The organism is Erwinia sp. AC075 (assembly GCF_979253995.1).
In genome coordinates, this window is record NZ_CEEDEU010000001.1 from 380,982 (window position 1) to 406,795 (window position 25,814).

Sequence of the window (25,814 nt, forward strand, 5' to 3'; positions counted from 1 at the left end):
AACATTAAAGAAGATTCCCGCCAGCCAGAGCCGAAAACGTTGCGGCAGGCAGGCCGGATCTATAAGGGCCTTCAGGTTAATAACAGGGAAAAACAGAGCTGTTAATCAGATTTGTCGGCTAAATGCCAATTTACAGATAACTCCTGGCGAAACGGAGCGAAATCTGGATTTAACTCAAATCATTGGTGTTACATGAAAAAACCGCGATTTCGCGCTGGAACCTCAACCGGCGGTGATTAAATTTCATCCGGTTCAGGGTAGGTCAGGTTGTGCTGATTATCACGAATCTAATGGAAATTTTCGCATAGTAACGCCGCTGAATTATCCGGGAATAAACCGGTTTGGGTTAGGTTTCTCCTCAAATCCGCTAAATAGATAAGAATTTTCCTTGCGTTAAATCAAATCTTTACCTGCGATACTCAACAGTTATTTAGCAATTTTTGGCACCTTCCCTTGTTAAGAAGTTGTGTATTTGATTAAATATTTTTATCTTTCTGATAAATATTCATCACGCAAAGGTGACAGATTTTTCTTAGTATGTGTAAGGAAAAGCTAGAAAAAATAGTCGCTCAGCCAGACTGGGCGCCACAGGTAATTCTTTTCGCTTCCAGTGGGAGCGGTTATGCACCAGGTAAAAACCAAACCACTTTCGAGTGTTGGTTATCCCTTGCTTTGCGTCTGATAGTGAAGGTTTTCTTCATTTTCTCGCGCGAAACACATAATGAAAATTTCTGGTGCATATAGAGGTTACCCATGGCAGAGCTCAATGATGGCCGCGTAGATATCGTTTCACGCGATGATGGAAAAATCCTGTCACAGGCCAATGCGGGCTTGTCCCATAACGTCCTTCTGAATCAACCCAGCGTAGTGAGAATTCACGGTACCCGAGACATGGTGACCGGGTTTGAGCGCCAGGGTAACGACCTGATTTTGCACATGCGCGACGGTAGCGTGGTTCGCTATCAACAATTCTTCTTCGACGACGTCGATGGTGACCACAGCGAGCTGGTCTTCGACGATGGCGTTAATCCTCCTGAGCACGCGCTGTTCCCGATCACCAATGAGTTCGCCGATGCCCAGACCGCCATGGCGGTCACCCCGGAATATGAATCTCTGGGATCGATCGAACCGCTTCTGCTGGCGGATACCGGCGCGTCTAACGGCGTGATCACCGCTGCAGGTATTGGTGCGCTGGGTCTGGCTGGACTGGCTGTTGGCGCGATTGCCGGCGGTGGCGGCGGTGGTGGTGGCGGCGACGATAATAACAACGGCGGGACCGACGGCGGAAACAATGGCGGGACCGACGGCGGAAACAACGGTGGTAACAACGGCGGCGGAACGACTCCCCTAACGCCAACTGTCAGTGTTAATGCGTTTACCGGCGACGATGTGTTGACTCAGGCCGAGAAGGGCAGTAACCAGACGCTGAGCGGCACCACCACCAACGCCGAAGCGGGCAGCACGGTGACCATCGTGCTGAACGGCAAAACCTACACCACCACCGTGGGCGCCGATGGCAGCTGGAGTATTTCTCTGCCGGCGGCAGATTTGGCGGCGCTGCCAAACGGCAGCAACACCATCAACGTCAGCGTCACCAATGCCGAAGGCAACACCGCCACCGGCACCGATGTGTTCACCGTCCAGCCTGAAATCACCCAGCCTAACGCGCCAACCATTGGGATCAACACCTTCGCCGGAAACGACGTGCTGGATGGGGCAGAAAGATCGACGCCGCAAACCCTGAGCGGGACCACCACCAACGTTCAGCAAGGGCAGACCGTTACCATTTCACTGGGCGAACAAACCTACACCGCAACGGTTGGGGCTAACGGCAGTTGGAGTATTTCGGTGCCAGCCTCGGCTTTGCAGGCCCTGGCCAATGGCGAGAGCACCATCACCGCGACGGTGTCTAATGCCGCCGGTGCCTCGGTCTCTGCCTCGCATAATTTCGATGTGCAGGCGATTTCCGTCAGCAGCATCAGCATCAGTGAACTCAGCGGCGACGGCCAGCTGAACGCCACAGAATCCCAGTCTCCGCTGGTGATTTCTGGTTTTGCCACCGGCATTCCTGCCGGCACCGTGCTGAGCGTCACGCTCGGCGGTAAGTCTTATTCCGCCACCGTTGGCGCAGATGGCAGCTGGAGCACCTCCGTGCCTGCCGCCGATCTGCAACAGTTGCCACAAGGCTCGAACCTGGTCACCGCGACCGCCACGCTGGCGGATGGATCGGTGGTGCAAAACAGCTCTGCCGTTTCGCTTGAGGTGCATACCACGCCACCGAATGCCACGATTGATGTGCCGTTCGGTGACGGCGTGCTGAGTGGCGGTGAAGCGTCGACGCCACAGACGCTGACGGGTAATACCGGATCAACCGGCAGCGGGCAGACGGTTACCGTCACCGTTGGCGGCACGGAATACACCGGCACGGTCAACAATGACGGCAGCTGGACGGTCACCGTGCCGCCAGCCACCTTGCAGAATCTGCCGCAGGGCAGCAACGATATCACCGTGGTGGTCACCGATCCGGTGGGCAATACCTCCACCTCGACCACGCCGGTCAATGTGGTCACCGCGCCACCCACCGTCAGCGTTGAGCTGTCGGATGCGTTGCTGAATCAGACGGAAGTGAATCAGCCGCTGACCATCAGCGGCTTAAGCAACGGCAGCGAAACCGTCACCGTGACCCTGAATGGCGTCACCTACACCACCGCGGTCAATGCAAACGGCACCTGGAGCGTTAACGTTCCGGCCTCGGATTTGCAGGCGATCCCGCAGGGTGGTACCACCGTTTCTGTCACCGCGACCGATGCCTATGGCAATACCAGCGCGCCAACCACCACCACCCTGGACGTGGATACCATTGCGCCTACCGTCAGCGTTGAAACCATTTCCACCGACGGCTATGTCAACGCGGGCGAACTGGCGCTGCCGCTGTCAGTCAACGGCCAGACGGAAGTCGGCAATACCGTGCTGGTGCAAATTAACGGTGTGGATCTGACCGCGACCGTCAATCCAACCACCGGCGCCTGGACAGTCTCGCTGGACGATATCAAAGGCGGCATTGTCGATGGCACCTATCAGGTGACGGTGATCGCCACTGATGCCGCCGGCAACCGCACCGAAACCTATACCGACGTGACCTTCGCTGCCAATCCGGCCAATCGCCCAACGGTGACCGTGGATCCGTTAACCGGCGACGGCGTGCTGAACGCCGCTGAAGTCACTCAGGATCAATTCCTGACCGGGCAGACCACCAATGCGCCGGCCGGTAGCCAGGTGCAGGTCACGCTGGCCGATGGCAACGTCTATCAGGGCTTGGTGGCGGCAGGTGGCGGCTGGAGTATTACGCTGCCAGCCAGCGAGCTGCAGACCCTCACCAACGGCACCCAGTCCTTTACCGTCCAGGTTACCGATCTGGCCGGTAACGTCAATACCGCCACGGGCTCCGTGGATGTGAACGTTGATAACAGCGTGGCATCGCTGAGCATTGGGGCAATCAGCATCGATAACGCGCTGAATGCGAATGAGGCCAACAGCGATCTGCTGATTGGCGGCGTCAGCGTGGGCCTGCCGGAGAACACGGCGCTGACCGTCACCTTCAATGGCATCGGCTATGCGGCCACCGTCGGCGCAGATGGCAGCTGGACGGCGACGGTTCCGGCTGCGGCACTGTCTGGCCTCGCCAACAATACCTATACCGTGAGCGTCACCGGGGTGGATGCGGGTGGCACCGCGGTCAGCAACGAAGCCAGCCTCGATGTGCGCACCACGTTCCCGAACAATATCGAAGTGAATGCGCCGTTTGGCGACAATATTCTCAGCAGCACCGAAACGGATTCGCCACAAACGCTGACCGGTAATACCGGCGTAACCTTCCCCGATCAGTCGGTCACCGTGACCATTGGCGGCGTCGATTATCCGGCCACCGTTAATCCTGACACCGGCGTGTGGACCTTGACGCTGCAACCGGGCGTGCTTCAGGCACTGCCAGACGGCAGCACCGACGTGATAGTGACGGTGAAAGATTCACTGGGCAACAGCATCTCGTCTACGGTTCCGGTGACGGTGGATACCACGCCGCCAGCGCTGACGGTCGCCCCGTTCGGCAATGATGGCGCCATTAATGGCCAGAGCCAGAATCAGCCGCTGGTCGTCAGCGGTACCGCCGAAGCCGGCAGCACCATCAGCGTGGTGGTCGGCGGTGTAACTTACAATACCGGCACCGATGCGGCAGGGAACTGGAGCGTCAGCGTGTCGCCTTCAACCCTGCAAACGCTGCCAGACGGTAAATATGACCTTAGCGTCACCGCCACCGATGCGGGCGGCAATAAAACCACCGAACTGACGCCAATCCTCAAAGACACCGCTGCGCCTGACGTGAGCCTGGCGCCGGTTTCGGGTGACGGCTATCTCAACGCGGTCGAGCACGGCGCAGCCTTGACCCTTACCGGCACTGCGGAACTGGGTTCAACGGTGCAGATAACGCTGAACGGCGGCATTTACCCCGCTACCATCGATGCTGACGGCAACTGGACTGTCACCGTTCCTGCGGCCACGGTCACCCAGCTGGTTGACGGCAGCTACAACGTCAGCGTGCAGGCTACCGATGCGGCGGGTAACGTCGGCACCACCACCCAGACACTGCAGGTCATCGCCAACGCGGCGGATCTGCCAACCATCAGCGTGGCACCGTTTACCGGCGACGGCATTTTGGATGGGGCTGAAAAAGGCCTGTCTCAGTTTGTCACCGGTAGCACCACCAATGTTCAGGCGGGTCAGGTTGTGACCGTCACCATGAACGGCGAAACCTACAACGGGACCGTGCAGTCAGACGGCAGCTGGAGCGTCCTGGTCCCTGCCAGCGCCTTCTACCAGCTGGCGAACGGCACGCAAAACTATACCGTCGACGTCAGTGATGTTGCCGGCAACCCGGCGGCCACCACCGGCAACTACACCGTGGATAACACCTTCAGCGCCATCGCCATCGGCGCGATCAGCGATGACAACATGCTGAATAATGTTGAAGCGCAAAACGATCTGGTGATCCACGGCAGCAGCCGTTTTGTGGCCTTTGGCGCGCGGATCCTGGTGCGTTTTAACAACGTCGATTACGAAACCACCACTAACTCTGACGGTAGCTGGAACGTCACCGTGCCGGCTGCGGCATTGGGCACCTTGCCGAATGGCGATCTGACCGTAACGGCAACCGCCACCGACGTGAACGGCAACGTTATTACCACCACCCACAGCCTGACTTCCGATGTGAATCCGGACTTCGCGCTGGTGGTGGATACGCCGTTTGTGGATGGCACCTTAAATGGTGCAGAGTCGATCGCCGATCAGACCCTCACCGGATCGACCGGCGTGACTGGCGCAGGTCAGGGCGTGTCGATTGTGTTGGGTGGCATCACCTACACCGGCACCGTTGATGCCAACGGCAACTGGTCGGTCTCGCTGCCGAATGCCGTGCTGCAGGCGCTGCCACAGGGGAACAATCCGCTGGTGGTGACCGCGACCGATTCGGCAGGCAACAGCACCACGCTGAACGACAGCTTCCAGGTTGATACGCTGGCACCGGCCTTAACGGTTGATGCCATCGCCGAAGACAATCGCCTGAATCTGGCAGAGCAGGGCCAGCCACTGACCTTAAGCGGCAGCGGTGAATTTGGCGATACCGTCACAATTTCGCTGAATGGGCAGTTCTATACCGCCACGGTGACCGGCACCGGTAACTGGAGTGTGGATGTCCCGGTAGCGGCGCTGGTTGCGCTGACCGATGGCAGCTATGAAGTCCAGGTCACCACCACCGATGCTGCCGGTAACTCGACGTCTGTCCTGCGCACGCTGGACGTCGATTTAACGCCGCCAACGGTTACGGTGAATCCGGCCTCTGACGGCTACCTCAATGCGGCCGAGAGTAATCAACCGCTGGTGGTTAACGGCACCGGCGAAGTCGGCAACACGGTCAGCGTTGAGCTGAACAATGTTAACTACACCGCGGTGGTCAATGCGGATGGCGTGTGGTCGCTGACGATTCCGGGCAACGTGGTGGCCGGTCTGGCGAACGGCAGCTATACCCTCAACGTTACCGCCAGCGATCAGGCGGGCAACGCCACCGACACCAGCACCACGCTGGTGGTGGATAAAAATATTCCGTCCATCTTTGTCTCGGATATCACCGCCAATAACGTCATCGATGGTGCCGAACAGCAGGTGAACCAGCTGATCACCGGTACCGCCACCAATGTTGAAGCGGGGCAAACGCTGACCGTGTCACTGAACGGCGTCAGCTATGTCACTACCGTTGAAACCGGCGGCAGCTGGCAGGTGAGCGTGCCCGCCAGCGATCTGGCCGCCCTGGCCAATGGCTCGCAAACCCTTAGCGTCAGCGTGACCGATCTGGCCGGCAATACCGGCACCACCGACAAAACCTTCAGCGTGGATAACACCCTCAGCAGCATCGCCTTCAATCCGCTCAGCGACGATGGCTATTTGAATGCGGTTGAGACCGAATCCGCGTTGAACGTCACCGGTAATACCACTAACGTCCCGGTCGACAGCCTGGTCACGTTTACCCTTAACGGTGTCGCCTACACCACCACCGTCAATGCCGACGGCAGCTGGAGCCTATCGGTTCCGGCCACCGCGCTGGCGGCGTTACCGCAAGGCCCGGTAGATGCATCCGTTAGCGTTGAGGCAGGCAATGGCACCACCGTTACCAGCGATGGCTCGCTGACGGTTCTGAACGAACCCACGCTGGCACCGACGCTGGCGCCGCCGTTTACCGACGGCGTGCTGAACAATGCTGAAGCGGGCGTGGAACAGACACTGACCGGGGTCACCGGCCAAACCGGCGACGGTCAGACCGTTGTCGTCAATATTAATGGCCAGGATTACAACGCCACGGTTAACAGTTCTGGCGTCTGGTCACTGGATCTACCGAGCACCGTATTGCAGGCGCTGCCGCAGGGCACCACGCCGGTCACCGTGACCGTCACCGATATCGCGGGCAACACCGCCACCATCACGCCGGTCCCGGACATTACCGTGGCAACTACCCTGCCAACGCTGACTACCGGTGACGTGGCAGGCGGCGACAATATTATTAATCAGGAAGAACAGGCCAGCGCGCTGGTGCTGAGCGGCACGGTCTCTCCGGGGGATACCGTTAATGTGTTGCTGAATGGCACAACGTACGCGGCAACGGTGGATGATGCAGGCAACTGGAGCGTGACGGTGCCGCAAACCGTGGTGGCCGGTCTTGCCGACGGTCCTTATGCGTTGCAGATCGTGGCGTCCGATGTCTATGGCAATACCACCACGCAAAACCTGCCGTTGAGCGTGGATACCGCAGCGCCAACCTTTACCGTCAATGACATTGCGGGCGATAACATCATCGACCTGGCTGAACAGAGCCAGCCGCTGGCCATTACCGGTACCGGTACGCAGGGCGATGCGGTGACGGTGACGCTGGGCGGACAGACCTACAACACCACCGTGGGTACGGATGGGCAGTGGAGCGTTACCGTGCCTGCCAGCACGCTGGGCAACCTGACCGAAGGGAACAATACCGTCACCGTGACGGTTACCGATGCCGCGGGTAACAGCGCGGTGCAGACCCCTGCGGTCAGCGTCGAAACCGCTATCGATACCACGGTGATCGTCAATACCGTGGCGGGCGACGATATCGTCAACGCCGCCGAAGCGCAGCTGGGCGTTAACGTCACCGGTAGCGTGGCGGATGGCAGCACCACCGTGGTGGTCAACTTTAACGGCACGAATTACACCGCCACGGTCGGTGCTGACGGGCTGTGGACCGCAGCCATCCCTGCCAGTGCCTTAGCGGGCGTGACGGATGGCCCATACACCCTGACTGTCACCGCGACGCCAACCACCGGCCAGCCGGTGACGGTTGATCGGACTGTCACCGTGGATCTCACCCCACCGGCGCTGATTGTGGCAACGATTTCTGGCGACGGTTCGCTGAATGCCAGTGAGCAGGGCCAGCCGCTGGCGATTAGCGGTACGGGCGAGGTCGGTGACAGCATTCGTGTCACCCTGAATGGCGTGACCTATCAGGGCACGGTCGATGGCGATGGCAACTGGACCGTTGCGGTACCGGCTGCCGATGCCACGGCGCTGACCAACGGCACCTATCCGGTGACCGTGACGGCAACGGATGTTGCGGGCAACAGCACTTCAGCCAATTCCTCGCTGGCGGTGGATTTGACCGCACCGGCGCTGAGCGTGGCCCCCATCGCTGGAGACGGCGTACTGAACGTGGCTGAACAGGCGCAACCCCTGACCGTCAGCGGGACCGGGGAAAACGGCGCGGCCATTTCCGTGACCTTCCAGGGAGCCGAATACCTCACCACCGTTGGCAGCAATGGCCAGTGGAGCCTGGACATTCCGGCCGATGCACTGGCCGGACTGACCAACGGCAATTACACCGTGACCGTGGTCTCTACCGATCTGGCCGGTAATACCACCACGCAGGATGCACCACTGAACGTCGTCGTTGATGCCGATTCGCTGCCAACGCTGACGCTGAATGCGTTCGCCGGAAACGACGTGGTTGATGGCGCTGAACAGCAGGTTGATCAGCTGCTGAGCGGCACCACCACCAATGTGCAGGAAGGCCAACTGGTCACCGTGACCCTGAATGGCGTCAGCTACACCGGCGTGGTGCAGGCGAGTGGTGACTGGAGCGTCACCATTCCAGCGGCTGCGCTGGGTGGACTGGCTGAGGGTAGCCAGACCTACAGCGTCACCGTCAGCGATGCGGCCGGCAACATCACCACCTTGCCGGGCAACTTTGACATTAACAGCAGCCTGAGCGGCGTGGCGATTAACCCGGTCAGCGGCGACGGCTACCTGAGTTTCGCCGAAGCCCAGGATCCGCTGATCATCAGCGGAACAACGCTTAACGTAGCGGAAGGTGCCGCGTTAACCGTGGTGCTGAATGGCGTAACCTATCCAACCACCGTGGCGGCGGATGGCAGCTGGAGCATCTCGGTTCCGGCGGCAACCCTGCAGGGCCTGCCTGACGGCGCGCTGCAGCTCACCGTGACCAGTACCGATGCGGCTGGCAACCCGGTGACCAGCACTGCCGGGCTGACCGTGGCAATTACCGATCTGCCGGTGGTCACCACCGATCTGCCGTTTGTTGATGGCACCCTGAACGGTCAGGAAGCGGGCAGTCCGCAGACCCTGACCGGCACCACCGGCGTGACCGGCGATGGTCAGACGGTCAACGTCGTCATTAATGGCGTCACCTACAGCGGTACGGTCGATGGCAACGGCAACTGGAGCGTCAGCGTTCCGGCTGATGCCTTGCAGGCGCTGCCTCAGGGCGATACCACTGCGGTGGTTAACGTCAGCGATGCGGCCGGAAATCCGGCGACCGCCAATCTCACCCTGGCGGTTGATACTCTGCCACCTGCGGTTGCAGTGGGGCCGGTTGCCGGCGACAACATTTTGAATGCGGCTGAGCAGGGCGCTCCACTGGTGGTCAATGGCAGCAGCGAAGCGAATGCAACGGTTCAGATCACCCTGAACGGCGTGCAATACACCGCTGAGGTTAACGATACCGGCGAGTGGACGGTGACCGTTCCTGCAGGCGACCTGGCTGCGCTGACCAACGGCAACTATACCCTGAGCGTGACCGCCACCGATCCGGCAGGCAACAGCAGCACGGTCGACAGCACGCTGGCGGTGAAAGCCGATGCCGCCTCGCTGCCAACCCTTACCGTTAACACCTTTGCCGGCAATGACATTCTGGACGGTGCTGAACAGCAGACCGCGCAGCTGCTGAGCGGCTCGACAACTAACGTCGAAGCCGGTCAGATTGTCACCGTCACCCTTAACGGTCAGGTTTATGAAGCGACCGTACAGGCCAGCGGCGGCTGGAGCGTCAGCATTCCATCCGCCGCGCTGGCAGCACTGATTGACGGCACCGCCACCTTCAACGTGGCCGTCAGCGATGCAGCAGGCAACCCGGTCACTGCCACCCACAGCCTGACGGTTAACAGTGAGGCTGCAGGCATCAGCCTGGATCCGCTGAGCACCGATGGCTACCTGAATGCCGAAGAAGCGCAGGATGCGCTGATTGTTTCAGGTACCACGGCGAACGTCGCCGAAGGCAGCACGGTGACCGTGGCCTTTAATGGCCAGACCTTTACGGCCGTGGTGGGCGCCAATGGCGTGTGGAATGCCATTATTCCGGCTTCTTCACTGGCCGGTCTGCCGGACGGGGCGGTAACGCTGACCGCCAGCGTCACCGACAATACCGGCGCAACCGTCACCGGAAGCAGCATCCTGAATGTTCACGTCAACGATCTGCCACTGGCCACTGCCGATACACCGTTCTCCGATGGCGTGCTGAACGGTAATGAAGCCGCGCTGACGCAGACCCTGAGCGGCACCACCGGCGTCACCGGCGACGGTCAGACCGTCTCGGTAGTGATTGGCACCACGACCTATACCGGTGTGGTGGATGCGGATGGCAACTGGACGGTGTCCGTGCCGTCTGTGGCCCTGCAAACCCTGGCGCAGGGTGATACCAGTATTCCGGTGACCGTCACCGACGTCGCCGGCAACAGCAATATACTGGCGATCCCGTTCAGCGTGGATACGGTTGCACCAACACTGTCTCTGAATCCTGTCGCGGGTGACGGCGTGGTGAACAACGGTGAAGCCGCCGCGGAAATCACCGTGAGCGGTGGCAGCGTGGGCGCAGAGGAAGGCCAGACGGTCACGGTCACCCTCAATGGACAAAGCTACAGCACCACCGTTAATGCCCAGGGTGACTGGAGTCTGCAACTGCCAGCCGGTTTACTGCAGGCTGCGGCAGACGGTAGCTATCCGCTGAATGTCAGCCTCAGTGATGCGGCAGGTAACACCGGCACCATCACCACCACGGTGGTTGTGGCGACGGAAGCGCTGCAGCCGACCATCAACACACCGTTTGTCGATGGCTATCTGAGTATCAGCGAAGCCGGGGCCGATCAGACGCTGACCGGCACCACAGGCGTCAGCGGGGCCGGTCAAACCGTCACCGTAAACATCAATGGCGCTGATTTCACCGCCACGGTGGATGCCAACGGCAACTGGACCCTGCCACTCAGCACGGCGACCTTGCAGGGCCTGGGCGACGGGATCCAGACCATCACCGTGACCGCCGCCGATGCGCAGGGCAATACCGGTACGATCGACACCACCATTACCGTCGATCTGGTTGCGCCGACGCTGGCACTGACGCCGGTTGCCGGCGACAACATCATCAATGCGGCTGAGATCCTGCAGCCAGTCTCCATCAGCGGTACCGCGTCCGTGAGCGAAGCGGGTCAGCAGGTGACCATTACCTTTAATGGCCAGACATATCAGCAAACGGTGCAAAGTGATGGCACCTGGAAGCTGGATCTGCCTTCCAGCGTGACGCAAACCCTGGCCGATGGCACCTATCCGGTCACCGCCACGCTGACCGACAGCGCCGGGAACAGCACCGTGCAGAATCTGACGGTGACGGTGGATGCGTCTCCGGCTAACCAGCCAACCATTACCGTGGGCATCGTCTCCGGTGATGACTACATTAATCAGGCCGAAGCCGGACAGCCGCTGACCATTGCGGGAACCACCACTAACGTGGCGGAAGGACAGACGGTCACCATTACCCTGAACAACGTCACCTATACCGCCACGGTGCTGGCAGATGGCACATGGACCACCAGTGTGCCGGCCGCCAACGTTGGCGCGCTGACGGACGGTGCGCAGACCATCAGCGTGTCGGTGACGGATACCTCCGGCAATCCGGCCAGCTCAACGCATCAGGTGACGGTGATTGCTCAGGCAGCCGATCTGCCGGTGATCGCCATTAATCCGGTGACCAGCGATGATGTGATCAACTTCAATGAATCCCGAAGTGATGTGCAGATCACCGGGACCAGCCAGCATATTGCCGCCGGGGATAACATCACCGTTACCCTCAACAGCAAAACCTACACCGCCACGGTGGATGCGGACGGCAACTGGACGGCAACCGTTCCGGCGGCGGATGTTCAGGCGCTGAATCAGGGCAGCAACAGCGTGACGGCCAGCGGCAATGACGTGGCGGGCAACCCTGCCACCAGCAGCGAAAACTTCACCGTCGACACCAATCCACCGATCCTCGACGTCACCTTAGGTGCCGGAACGGATCAGATCCTGAATCTGGCTGAAGCGGTCGCAGGATTGCTGGTGGGCGGTACGTCTGAAGCGGGACTGACCATTGACGTGACGCTGAACAATAAAACTTACACCACCACGGTGACGGATAATGGCACCTGGAGCCTGACTATCCCGGCCGGTGATTTGCTGCTGCTGCCTGATGGCACCGCGCAGGTCGGCGTTTCGGTCACCGATACCGCCGGCAATACCACCACGGATCTGCTGGATCTGGGCGTGGCGATCAATACGTTGCCGGTGCTGACGCTGGCGACGCCGTTTGTGGATGGACTGCTCAATGCAGCCGAAGTCACGGCGGCACAGATCCTCACCGGTACCGCCACTAACCTGGATGTCGGCACGGCGGTTCAGGTGACCATTGGTAACCTGACCTTCGCGGGCACCGTTCAGGCTGACGGCCTCTGGTCGGCGAACATCCCGGCCGGGGCGCTCAGCGGCCTTGCGGATGGAACGCTGCAGGTTTCCGTCACCGCTACGGATGCGGCGGGCAACCCGGCCAGCGTCAACGGCAGTGTTGAAGTGTTGGCCAATACGCTGCCTGTCGCTGATATTGCGGTTCCGTTTGTCGATGGCGCCCTGAATGCGGTTGAAGCCGGTGTCGATCAAATCATCAGTGGCACCACCGGCATTGTTGGTGCGGGCCAGACGGTCGAGCTGCAGATTGATAATAATGCCGTCACCGCAACCGTCGATGCTAACGGCAACTGGAGCGCCACGCTGACGCCATCAATGGCGGCGGATTTGGGCAACGGCACGCATACCATTGACGTGGTGGTCACCGATCGCGCGGGTAACAGCAGCAGCGACTCGCTGGACTTCACCGCCATCATCACCGGACTGCCGGCACCAACGCTGGTGCAGCCGTTTGTCGATGGCGTGCTGAATGCCACGGAAGCGGCAGCAGGCGGTGCGCTGACGGGCGTCACCGGTATCACCGGTGCGCAGACGGTGAGCGTCAATATTAACGGCGCGGCCTATACCGCCACGGTGGATACGGCGACCGGGCAATGGAGTCTGGCACTACCGGCCAACGTATTGACCACGCTGCCGGATGGCAACTGGCCAATTGCGGTTACCGTCACCGACAGCGTAGGCAACGTTGGAACGACCAGCGGTGCCTTGCTGGTGGCGATTAACGATCTGCCTGACGTGTCGATCAACCTGCCGTTTGGCGATGGCCAGCTGAATATCAGCGAAGCCGCCCTGGCGCAGGCCATCAGTGGCTCTACCGGTAAACTCGGTGCGGGCCAGACGGTGAATGTCTCCATCAGCGGCTTCAACAACGGTAACTCCGTTGCGGCGACCGTCGATGCGAGCGGAAACTGGTCGCTAAGCCTGACGCCCGCGCAGCTGGGCGCGTTGGCCAACGGCACCCATACCGTCAGCGTCACCGCCACCGACAGCGCGGGTAACACTGATACCGCGGCACTCGACTTTACCGCCGTACTGACCGCACCGGATCCGACCATCAATACCCTGTTTGGCGATGGCGTACTGAACATCGCGGAAGCGGCCGGCGCGTTAACGCTGACCGGCACCACCGGTGCCACCGGCGCTAATCAGGGCGTACAGCTGAGGATCGACGTGGCGGGCGTCACCTATACCGGCACCGTCGATGCTGACGGTAACTGGTCGGTGGCGTTGCCAGCAGGCACATTGAGTGGCCTGACCGCAGGGACGCACAGTGTCAACGTGACGGTCACCGATCCGGCGGGCAACAGCACCACGGAAACCCTCGACTTTACCGCGGCACTGACGGCCCCGGTGGCTACGCTGGCGACGCCGTTTGTCGACAGCTTCCTCAATCTGGCGGAAGCCACAGCCGGTGCATCACTGACCGGTACGGCGGGCGCTAACCAGGCGGTGAGGGTCACCGTTGGTGGCACTAACTATGACGTTACCGCCGGCACCAACGGTGTCTGGACGCTGGATCTCGACGCGGCCGCGTTGGGTGCGCTGGCACAGGGTACGCAGGCGGTCACAGTTGTGGCTACCGACAGTGCCGGCAATGCCACCACCGTGGCGGGCAGCTTCACGGTGGATACCCAGGCACCGACCGTCACCATTACGCCGTTTACCGGCGACAATGCGCTGACCTATGTCGAAAGCCTGTCTGCGCAGACGCTGAGCGGGACCACCGTCGGTGCCAGCGCGGGACAGCTGGTGACGGTCACCATCGGTACCTCCACGCTGACCGGCGTGGTGCAGGCTGATGGAAGCTGGTCAGTGAACGTTACGCCAGCGGCAATTGCGCAGCTTGGCACCAGCGGCACTGGCACCATCGGGGTGTCGGTGACCGATGCGGCTGGCAATATCGGCACCGCCAGTGCCGACGTCACTATAGACCTGACGCTGCCGGCAACGCCGCTGTTAACGCTGGCACCGGTGTCGACTGACAATATCGTGAACGCCACCGATGGTGACACGCTGACGATTAACGGCACCTTTGCCAATCTGCCCACCTTAACGGGTGCGGGAACCATTACCGTCACAGTAGATGGTGTGCCGGTCGGCACCTATCCGGTAGCGACCGCCGCAGGGACCTGGTCGGTGACTATCCCGAATCTGCCAGCGAACCTGGCCGACGGGACCCACACTGTTCAGGCGCAACTGGTCACGGTGGGCGACGGCACGTTCACGGCCAGCGAGCAGATCCTCGTCGACCGCGTAGCGCCAACGCTGACCATCGCGGCATTTGCTGGCGATAACGTGCTGAATGGCAGTGAAGCTGCGGTTTCGCAGACCATCAGCGGCACCGCATCCACTTCCGAGGCGGGCAGAGCGGTCACCGTGACGCTGGAAGGCAAAACCTATACCGCGATTGTGCAGGCAAACGGCAGCTGGAGCACCAGCGTGCCTTCCGGTGACCTGCAGGCGCTCACCCAGACTGGTCATACCATTACCGCCACCCTGAGCGATGCGGCGGGTAACCTCACGACCGCTACGGATACCTTCACCGTGGATACCGGCGCACCGCTGATTCAGGTGGAGGCGCTGCTGGGCGATAACCTGCTGAACGCCACCGATATCCTCACCACGCAGTTGTTGACCGGTACCGCCTCCGGGGCCGAAGGCCAGACCATTGGTCTGTATCTCGGCGACGGTGCACCGATTGCAACCGCAATCGTGCAGCCAAACGGAACCTTCAGCATTCAACTGACGCCGGAAGTGCTGGGTAGCCTGACCGACGGCACGCTGGTGTTTGGCCTGCGTGTCGACGATGCCGCCGGTAACCAGACCGATGCCACGGTCACCATTAATAAAGTGGTGAACAGCGCGCTGAATCTGGTGGTCGACTCACTGTTTGGTGACGGCTTCCTCAATGCTGCCGACACGGCTGTTGCCCAGACCATTACCGGTGTGGCAACCTCCGCTGGCGTCGGCGCGACGGTATCCTTAACGCTGGGTGGCACCACGCTGACCGCTAACGTTGGCCAGGACGGCAACTTTGCGCTGGTGGTGCCACCGAGCCTGTTGGGGGCGCTGCAGCCAGGCAGTACGGAACTGCAACTGGTGCTGACCGATGCGGCGGGTAACAGCAGAACCATCGGTGAAACCGTCACCACAATCCTTACCGCACCGGTTATCGGCGCGCTGGATACGCTGTTTGGCGGCGATGGCCTGCTGAATATCGCCGAGGCTGCCTTAACCCAAACGGTGGGCGGCACCGTCACGGCGGCAACCGGTTCAACGGTTACCGTCACGCTGGGCACCAAGTCTTACCAGTCAACGGTAAATGCGTTGGGTCGCTGGAGCGTCAACATCCCACCACTGGATCTGGCTGCGCTGACCGATGGCACGCTGGCGCTGGGGGTTAAGGTTGTCGACCCGGCGGGGAACACCAGCTCAACGGCGGTGAACGTCGGCATCTTTACCGCCACGCCAACCGTGTCGATCGGATCGATCTTTGGCGATGGCATCCTGAACATTGCGGATGCGCTGACCAATCAGACCATCAGCGGGACGGTTAACAATGCCGTGGCGGGATCCATCGTCCATGTGACCGTCGGTAATACCACGGTTGATGCCACCGTCGGCAGCAACGGTGCCTTTACCGCCACCATCACGCCGGCCCTGTTGAGCACTTTGACCAGCGGTAATCTGACCGTTACCGCGTCGGTGACCGATCCGGCGGGGAACACCTCGCAAGTCGTTAGCGCCGGTGCGGTGGTCAAACTGACCGCGCCTTCTATCACCATCAATCCATTGTTCGGTGATGGCCTGCTGAACGTGGCGGATGCGGTACTGGGCCAGACCATTGGCGGAACCATTACCGGCGCGGATGCAGGATCCCGCGTGGTGGTTACCATTGGCGGAACGCAGTTTGTCACCACCACCGCAGCCAACGGCACCTTCAGCCTGGCGCTGACACCAACTCTTCTGCAGGGACTCACCGACGGTAATCTGTCCGTTGGGGTTAGCGTGACCGACAGCGCAGGCAACACCACGGCGTCGTCAGCCAGCGCGCTGGTTGGGCTGCAGGTGCCAACCATCACCCTGAATCCGCTGTTTGGTGATGGGGTGCTTAGCCTGCTGGAATCGCTGGTGACGCAAACCATCAGCGGTACGGTCGGTAACGGCGTCGCCGCCGGTTCAATTGTGACCATTAATCTGGGCAGCTCTACCGTGACCGCAACCGTGGGTCAGGGCGGGGTATTCAGCGCGCAGGTTGCACCAAACATCCTCGGCACCTTACTGGACGGCAACCTGACGGTCGGTGTCTCGGTCGCGGATGCGGTGGGGAACGTGGCCAGCACCAGCGCGGGTCTGAAAGTCGGGATCCACAGCACGCCAACCTTGACCCTCAACACGGTGTTTGGTGACGGTGTGCTGAGTGCCAGCGATTTGAACGCGGCGCAAACCATCAGCGGGTCTTCAACTAACCTGACGGCGGGTACCACGGTCAGCGTATCGCTGAGCGGCAAAACCTACACCACCACCGTGGGTAGCGGTGGCAGCTGGAGCCTGAGCGTACCGAAAGCCGACCTGACCGCCCTGGCTAACGGCACGTTGACCGCCTCGGCGACCGCAACCGATGCGTATGGCAACCAGGCAAGCAATACCGGCTCGTTAAGCGTGATTGCGCAGACGCCGCCAACGGTAACCATCTCCAGCGTCTTTGGTGATGGCTTGCTGAATGCGACCGATGCCCTCAGTGCGCAGACCATTTCCGGTACCTCGACCAATGCCGAAGGTTCGGTGATCACGGTGAGAGTCGGCACGGCTACGCTGACCACCACCGTGGGCGCCAGCGGGGCATGGAGCGTGTCGGTTCCGGCCGCAACGCTGGCTGCCCTGCCGGACGGCACGGATTCGGTCACCGCGACCCTGACCAACGCCGCCGGTAATGCCGGTAGCGGAGCCACCACGGTACTGGTGGGCACCCACACGCTGCCAACCGTGGCGATCACCAACAGCAGCGTGTTTGGCGGCGACCACTATCTGAACCTCAGCGAAGCCAATGTCGCCGAGACCATCAGCGGTACCTCGACCAATGCGGTAGGGAGTTTGGTCTCGGTTAACGTGGCGGGGAATGTCTACACCACCACGGTGCTGGCCAACGGCACCTGGAGCGTTACCGTGCCTTCCGCAGCGCTGAAAAACATCGCGGATGGCTCGACCAACGTGACGGTCACGCTGACCGATGCGGTGGGCAATACCTCGACGGCCAGCGATGCCTTTACCGCGGTAACCCATAATCTGCCCGCCATCGGCGTCGACCCAATCCTCAGCCTGGTCAGCGTGTTGCTGACCGGTCTGACCGTATCGGGCGGCACGCTGAACCTGGCGCAGGGCACCCGACTGAACGTCACCCTGAACGGCACCACCTTGCAGGCCACCACCGATGCGCTGGGTCGCTACAGCGTGAAGTTCACTGGCGGCTTGCTGACGGCGCTGAGTCTGAGCAGCATCGTCACCGTGACGGCGGTGGATGCGGCGGGTAACCCGGCATCAACCAGCAACACCTTGCTGTTAGGTTCGCTGTTGCCAGTCAGCACCGCCTCTGTCGCCACTGCCTCGGTGATGATGGCGGTGGTGGCCGACGATACCTCGGCTGCCGCGGCGTCAACGCACTCCACCACGGACACCAGTACCACGGCGGTGACCCATGCCGCGACGGTAGATTCCACTCTGGTGACCGGCAGTGATACCAGCAGTACGGATACCAGCACCACCACGCATGATGCAACGGCCGCCGCAGCGACGGCGACCGACACGGCGGCAGTGGCAGACAGCAGTGCTTACACCATTGGCGGCGTGGTGATCACCCTGGCGGATGGTCACACGGTGGAAGGGGCATCCGTTACCGGGAGTGCGGGCAACGACACGGTAACCGTGAACTCGCTGAACTTTACCCATATCGACGGCGGGGCAGGTACCGATACGTTGGTACTGAACGGTGAGCATATGACCCTCGATCTCACCTCACTGGGGCTGAAAGTTGAGCACATTGAGGTGATCGACCTCGGTAAAGCCGGCACCAACAGCGTGAAGTTGGATCTCAACGAAGCGCTGAATATCACCGACAGTCAGACCAACGACCTGGTGATTAAAGGGACCACCGGTGACCAGGTGACGCTGGCCAACGGCGATGGCGGCGTATGGGCAACCTCAGGGCAGCGGACCGTTGATGGACAAACGTTTGACGTTTATCACAACTCGGCGCTCTCTTCGGCCAACACGCTCGGCGACGTGCTGGTACAGCACAATCTGCAGGTTCACGTGGTCTGATAAAGACTTTCCCTGCACGAGAGAGGAAATTCTCGTGCAGGGCGTCTAAGGTTAAGAGGAGGTTAACAGTTACTGGCTTTTGCAAAAGGTTCTTATAAAATAAGACAGTCAACGCAATGTGTTAACGTTGCGTAAAGAAAGACCAATAATACTAATATAAGAAGATCGCCTTGAACGGCGATCTTGCCATTTAGAGGGGATGCCCTCTTTTTTATGCAAGATGTCATGGCTGCTGTTCTAACCATTTCTCTTGTGGCGGGTTGCTCTGTAATCCGTCCGACACCGGGTCAGGCTCAGCTCCCTCTTCGGCGCTGGCTAGCTTATGCTTCTGGAAAATAAAGCGCTGCTTTATCTTTCGACCGCATGCCTTTACCTAATATCCGGTGCACAAGGGAATTTCGATGGTGTATACAGGCAGTAAATTGAAGAAAGTGTGGCTGTCACTCTGTATCGGCGCACTTTGCGCTTCAATGGGACAGGCTGCGCTGGCAGCAAAAGAGCCGAAAGCTCAATTCAACTGGCGTGCAGCACCGACCGAGGAGCAAATCGCCACCTTAACCCTGCGCGATGCCATCCTTCGCGCCTTTGCCCGTAATCCCAAAATTTCCGAAGCGGCGGCGCAAATCCACGTTGGCGAAGCCGATCTCGATGCCGCCGAGAGTGCGTGGTATCCGCAAATTTCCCTTTCAGCCACCGGCGGGCGGTCACAGCAGACCGATTCGGCCGGCAGCCTGAACAATAATGGTTCCGGCGGCATCACGCTGAGCCAGTTGCTGTATGACTTTGGCCGCACCGGCGGCGCCATCGACGAGCAGCATAAACTCTCCGATGCCTACCGCTACGACCTTTATGACACCATGACCACCGTGGCGCAGGACACGCTGCAAGCCTATCTGGAGGTCAAGCGCTACAAGGCGCTGGTGGACGCCTCGCGCAATAACGTCGCCTCGCTTGAACACGTCAAAGACATTGCCAAACTGCGTGCTGACGCCGGGCTGAGTTCGCAATCCGACGTGTTGCAGGCCGAAACCCGCATTGCGGGTATGCACGCCACGCTCGAACAGTATCGCGCGCAGGAACGTTCGGCGCAGGCGCAGCTGACGGTGCTGACCGGCGTGGTCTCCAACGATTTGCCGGAGCTGCCGCAGTCGTTGCTCAATCAGCAAATCACCCTCGACAAAATCGCCTACGAAAAAAGCGCCGCGGTACGCAGTGCGCAGGCGAAACAGGAAGCGGCGATGGAGCGCGTCCGTCAGGCCTCTTCAAACCACTGGCCAACCATCAAAGTGCAGGCCGGCCGTACCCGCTATGAAAACAGCAGCCGATCCTACTGGGACGATGAGTTGCAGCTGCAGGTTGAGGCTCCGCTCTATCAGGGCGGACTGGTCAATGCCAAAACCCGCGCCGCAGAAGGCGACCGGGAAGCGGCCGAGGCCGCGATTCAGCAATCGAAACTGGATATCAATCAGCATGCCTCCACGGCCTATGCCGACATGATCGGGGCCCAGCAACGGCAAACCGCCGGCGAGGCCCAGTTGGGCAGCGCCGATCACACCCGCGCGGTTTATGCCGATGAGTACAAGTTGAATAAGCGCAGCCTCAACGATCTGCTGAGCGTGGAGCAGGATGTATTCCAGGCCGACAGCAGTCGCCTGATGGCACTTTATGATGGCTGGGATGCCACGGTTCGTTATGCCGCAGCGGTCGACAATCTGCTGGACATTATGGGGATTGATCGCGAAGCCACCAGTGGGCAAACCTTGCCGTCACTGTGACGCTTGAAGCACACGCAACTTTTAAGGCAGTACTATGAACAAACAAACCGCAAGCACTGAGAACTGGATTGACGCCATGCTGCGTGTCGCCGCGCGTTTTGGCAAACCTGCGGACGGCTCCACCTTACGCCAGCAGATGCGCTGGTTTGAACACCTGACGCCAGCCCAGCAGCTGGAAAGACTGGCAGGCCTGTTGGGGCTGCATATGACCATGATGCCGCGCGACAAAATCCGCTGGCGGCAGGAAGTAACGCCGGTCATTTTGATCATGGAAAATGGCAACGTGGTGGTGGTCGAAACCATTGATGCGGAAGGCAAAGCGCGTTACTGGCTGAGCGACGGTGGCGATGTGGTGCGCGAAAGCGAGCTTGCGCTGTTGCTGGCGCAAAGTCAGGAGCAGGTGGGAATTGTCGGCGTGGCGGCGCGTGGGCGTGATGCGCGCATCGATGAATTCGTTAAGCCGTATAAAAAGCACTGGTTCTGGGAAAACTTCCGCGGCATGGGGCGCAAGATCGCCGAGATCTCGCTGGCGTCGGTGGTGGGTAACGTGCTGGCGCTGGCCGGGATCCTGTTCTCGATGCAGATCTACGACCGGGTGATCCCGGCGCAGTCAGAACCGACACTGTGGGTGCTGTTTACCGGGGTGCTGATTGCGGCGGTGTTTGAATATCTGATCCGCCTGATGCGTACCCAGGTATCCGATCTGATGGGGAAGCGCATTGACCTGAAAGTCTCTTCCATGCTGTTCGCCCGGGCGATGAATATCCGCAATGAGTCCCGGCCAAAATCAACCGGGTCTTTTATTTCGCAACTGCGCGAAATCGACCAGGTGCGCGAACTGCTGACCTCCACCACGGTCGGTGCGGCAGCGGACATGCCTTTCGTGATCCTGTTCCTGTTTATCATGGCCTTTATCGGCGGCCCGCTGGTGATTGTGCCGCTGCTGGCGATCCCGCTGATTGTCATTCCGGGTTTGCTGGTGCAGATCCCGATGGCGAAACTGGCGAAAGAAGGGCTGCGCGAAGGCGCGCTGCGCAATGCGGTGCTGGTGGAAACCATTGAAGGGATAGAAGATATCAAATCCCTGCAGGCCGAACCTTACTTCCAGCGCCAGTGGGAACAGACCCATGAAGTCAGTGCGGCGGTGGGCATGCAGCAACGCCTGTGGGGCGCGCGGCTGACCGGTTGGGCCTCCACTGTCCAGCAGTTAACCTATGCCAGCATGCTGGTGTTCGGGGTTTATCTGGTTCTGAATGGCGATATCACCACCGGTACGCTGGTCGCCAGCAGCATGCTGTCTTCACGCACCATTGCGCCACTGATGCAGCTGACGATGGTGTTCTCCCGCTGGCAACATGCCAAAAGCGCGATGACCGGACTGGACGAATTGCTGAAAAAGCCGCTCGATCAGGTGGATGAAGGGGAAATGGCCCACTGCCCAACCCTGACCGGGCAGTATGAATTGAAGGGCGTTCAGTACAGCTACGATGAAGAAAACGCGAAAAACGTGCTCAATATTGGACAGCTGCAAATCAAACCCGGCGAGCGTATCGCCATTCTCGGCAAGGTGGGCGCGGGCAAATCCACCCTGCTGCGGCTGCTGGCCGGACAGTCGATTGCCACTCAGGGGAAAGTGGTGGTCGATGGCGTGGATATTCGCCATATCGATCCCGTCGACCTGCGCCGCCAGCTGGGTTGGCTGTCGCAGGATTCCCGCCTGTTCTTTGGCACGCTGCGGCAAAACCTGATGCTGGGTAATCCTCATGCCAGCGAACAGGAGATGTTGCAGGCACTGCGGATCAGCGGTGCGCTGAGCCTGGTGCAGCAGGATGCCGCCAGCCTCGATCGGGTAATCAATGAAGGCGGCCGGGGATTGTCCGGTGGTCAGCGTCAAATGGTGATGCTGAGCCGGATGATCCTGCGCCAGCCGCAGGTGGTGCTAATGGACGAGCCGACGGCCTCAATGGATGAGCAGCTTGAAGACCATGTGATCCGTCAGATGCAGGGCTGGCTCTCCGGCCGCACGCTGGTGCTGGTGACGCACCGACCGGCGTTACTCAAGCTGGTAGACCGGATTGTGGTGATGGATAACGGCCGCATTATTGCTGACGGTGCGCGCGATGAGATCATTCGCAACGCCGCCGCGCAAACGGCGAAACAGAACGTGGCGCGGGGAGATGCAGCATGAGCCTGATTATGGTCGACCGCGGCATGAAGCAGAACGAGCGCAAAACCTCCGCCATCATCTGGTTATGTACCGCTGCGCTGGTGATTTTCTTTGTCTGGGCCCATTTTGCCATTCTCGATGAGGTCACCGTCGGCACCGGTAAAGTGACGCCGTTAAGCCGCGCCCAGGTGATTGAGAGTCTGGACGGCGGTATCGTCGACCAGCTCAACGTGCATGAAGGGGATATTGTTGAGAAGGGCGAGGTGCTGGCAAAACTCGATCCTACCCGCTTCCAGTCGAACTTCGGTGAGGCTGCCTCCAAAGCCCGAACGCTGCGTGCTTCCGCAGAGCGTTTACAGGCCGAGCTGACCGGTGCGCCGCTGGCCTTCAGTGCCGAGACGCTGAAAGAGCCGGAGCTGGTCGCGCGGGAAACCCAGCTGTATCAATCCCGTCGCCGTAACCTGTCGGAAACCGTTAAAAACCTGGAAGATGCGAAAAAGCTGGTGCAGGACGAACTGAGGATGACCGCACCGCTGGTGGCAAAAGGGGCGGCGGGTGAGGTGGAAGTCATTCGTCTTCGCCGCCAGGTCAGCGATCTGCAGGGCAAAATCGATGAAGCCAAAAATGACTACGCGGTGCGGGCGAGGGAAGAGCAGGTCAAAAACAACGCCGACCTGGATGCTCAGCTGCAGGTGGTGACCGGTAAAGAGGATCAGCTCACCCGTGCGACGCTCTATTCACCGGTGCGCGGGATCGTAAAGGACATTCAGGTGACCACCGTCGGTGGCGTGTTGCAGCCGGGCGGCAAGCTGATGGAAATCGTGCCGCTGGAGGATCAGCTGCTGATTGAAACCCGCATCAACCCGCGGGATATCGCCTACATCCGTCCCGGCCTGCCGGCCACGGTGAAGGTCACCGCCTATGACTCGTCTATCTATGGCGATCTGCCGGGCGAAGTGGAAACCGTCTCGCCAGATACCATTCAGGATGAGGTGAAGCGGGATCAGTACTACTACCGGGTTTACGTTCGTACGCAAAAAGCGGAGTTAACCAACAAGGCCGGGCGGAAATTCCCCATTGTCCCCGGAATGGTGGCGAATGTTGAAATTAAAACGGGTCAAAAATCGGTCATGGACTATCTGATTAAGCCGCTGAATAAAGTTAAAGAATCGATGAGAGAACGCTAGAAATTAACGCCACTGAATAGTTGATGAGGGTTATTTCCACGGAATAATTAACATCTTTATCAGTGGCTTTTTTTTTTGATTATTTGTGCTTAATTGCGGAAAAAACGGGCAAGGGGGATGTGGTTATTGTTTCACCGTAATTATCTTTACTTAAATTGACGGTTTGTTGAAAAAAGAATAAAAAAATGCCGAGCATCAAGCTCGGCGGGAAATAGGGTAAAACAATCTCATTCGGGGTGAATGAAGGTAATACTGAAATAAAATGATGATAGCGAGGTCATTATATTCCCTGATGGCTGAAAATTTTTATCATTCAGTGCTTAGCAAGCTAACCTTACATAACTTGATGAAAAACAAAGCATCGCCTGAATTTTGATGATAAATGCTATATTTTTTATCGATACGTGCTGTATGAAAGTTCCCCTAAACTTACATTTTGAAATATATACTTTGTACTCTGAAACAGTTTCGGAAATTTAGTATCATTTTCTTTATAGATTATTACGCACCGCACTCTAGTATGAGGTTGCCGGCTGAAAATTCGACGTTCAGCAAGCAGTGGCATAATAAGGCACATAACTAGAGGGTATTAAAATGAAACTTCGAGTTCTTTCCCTGATGGTCCCAGCGATGCTGATCGCCGGTTCAGCGGGCGCGGCTGAAATCTACAACAAAGATGGCAACAAACTTGACCTCTTCGGTAAAGTAGACGGTCTGCACTATTTCTCCGATAACGACGGTTCTGATGGCGACCAGTCTTATGTTCGCTTCGGTTTTAAAGGCGAAACCCAAATCAGCGATCAGCTGACCGGTTACGGCCAGTGGGAGTATCAGGCAGCGCTGAACACAGCTGAGTCTGAAGGGACAGCAAACAGCTTTACCCGTGTTGGCTTTGCAGGTGTGAAGTTCGGCGATGCCGGATCCTTCGACTACGGTCGTAACTACGGCGTAGCCTATGACATCGGCGCCTGGACTGACGTCCTGCCAGAGTTCGGTGGTGACACCTATGGCGCGGACAACTTTATGTTCCAGCGTTCTAACGGCCTGGCGACTTACCGTAACAACAACTTCTTTGGTCTGGTCGATGGCTGGAACTTTGCCGTTCAGTATCAGGGCAAAAATGACAGCGATACCGAATCTGCGACTGGCCGTGACGTACTGGGCGGAAATGGCGATGGCTATGGTCTGTCAACCACTTACGACCTGGGCGAAGGCTTTGGTATCGGTGCAGCAATGTTCAGTTCTGACCGTACCAATGAGCAGAATGGCGGCAGCGCAGCAACTCAGGACATTCTGGGTCGTGGTGACAAAGCAACGGCTTACACCGGCGGCCTGAAATATGATGCGAATAACATCTACCTGGCGGCGATGTACACCCGTTCACTGAACGCCACTCGCTTCGGTTCAAGCGGTTCTGATGCCTACGGTTATGCTAACACCGCGGACAACTGGGAACTGGTTGCTCAGTACCAATTTGACTTCGGTCTGCGTCCTTCCCTGGCGTTCGTTAGCTCACGCGGCAGCGACATCGAAGGTTACGGTTCTCAGAACCTGAAAAAATATGTTGATGTCGGCGCGACCTACTACTTCAACAAAAACATGTCTACCTATGTTGATTACCAAATCAACCTGCTGGATGACAATAACTTCACCGACGCAGCCGGCATCAACACCGATGACGTCGTGGCACTGGGCCTGGTTTACCAGTTCTAAGGTGTTTGGGGAGTGCAG

The 25,814-nt window shown here is 59.3% G+C and carries 5 protein-coding genes; all 5 read left to right on the top strand.

Annotation, left to right across the window (positions count from 1 at the left end; translation table 11 throughout):
• Window positions 1-753: 753 nt before the first annotated feature.
• Window positions 754-18,954: an Ig-like domain-containing protein gene (locus tag AC0IXH_RS01880; RefSeq protein ID WP_471719857.1), complete on the top strand. Its 18,201-nt coding sequence runs from the start codon at window positions 754-756 to the stop codon at window positions 18,952-18,954.
• Window positions 18,955-19,424: 470 nt separating this feature from the next.
• Complete coding sequence (locus tag AC0IXH_RS01885) at window positions 19,425-20,729, top strand: TolC family outer membrane protein (protein WP_049789663.1); 1,305 nt, start codon at window positions 19,425-19,427, stop codon at window positions 20,727-20,729.
• 34 nt (window positions 20,730-20,763) lie between these two features.
• Window positions 20,764-22,917 carry a type I secretion system permease/ATPase gene (locus AC0IXH_RS01890; protein WP_471719858.1) on the top strand — a complete coding sequence of 718 codons (2,154 nt, stop codon included), beginning with the start codon at window positions 20,764-20,766 and terminating at the stop codon, window positions 22,915-22,917.
• Window positions 22,914-24,083, top strand: a complete 1,170-nt coding sequence (locus AC0IXH_RS01895; protein WP_013203047.1) for a beta-barrel domain-containing protein — start codon at window positions 22,914-22,916, stop codon at window positions 24,081-24,083. The genes AC0IXH_RS01890 and AC0IXH_RS01895 overlap by 4 nt, the downstream gene beginning before the upstream one ends.
• A 594-nt stretch (window positions 24,084-24,677) precedes the next feature.
• Window positions 24,678-25,796: a porin OmpC gene (ompC, locus tag AC0IXH_RS01900; protein ID WP_041692069.1), complete on the top strand. Its 1,119-nt coding sequence runs from the start codon at window positions 24,678-24,680 to the stop codon at window positions 25,794-25,796.
• The last annotated feature ends 18 nt before the right edge of the window (window positions 25,797-25,814 follow it).

Coding starts and splice junctions, on each gene's coding strand:
- AC0IXH_RS01890 (WP_471719858.1), top strand. CDS start 20,764: ATGAACAAACAAACCGCAAGCACTGAGAACTGGATTGACGCCATGCTG.
- AC0IXH_RS01895 (WP_013203047.1), top strand. CDS start 22,914: ATGAGCCTGATTATGGTCGACCGCGGCATGAAGCAGAACGAGCGCAAA.
- AC0IXH_RS01885 (WP_049789663.1), top strand. CDS start 19,425: ATGGGACAGGCTGCGCTGGCAGCAAAAGAGCCGAAAGCTCAATTCAAC.
- AC0IXH_RS01880 (WP_471719857.1), top strand. CDS start 754: ATGGCAGAGCTCAATGATGGCCGCGTAGATATCGTTTCACGCGATGAT.
- ompC (WP_041692069.1), top strand. CDS start 24,678: ATGAAACTTCGAGTTCTTTCCCTGATGGTCCCAGCGATGCTGATCGCC.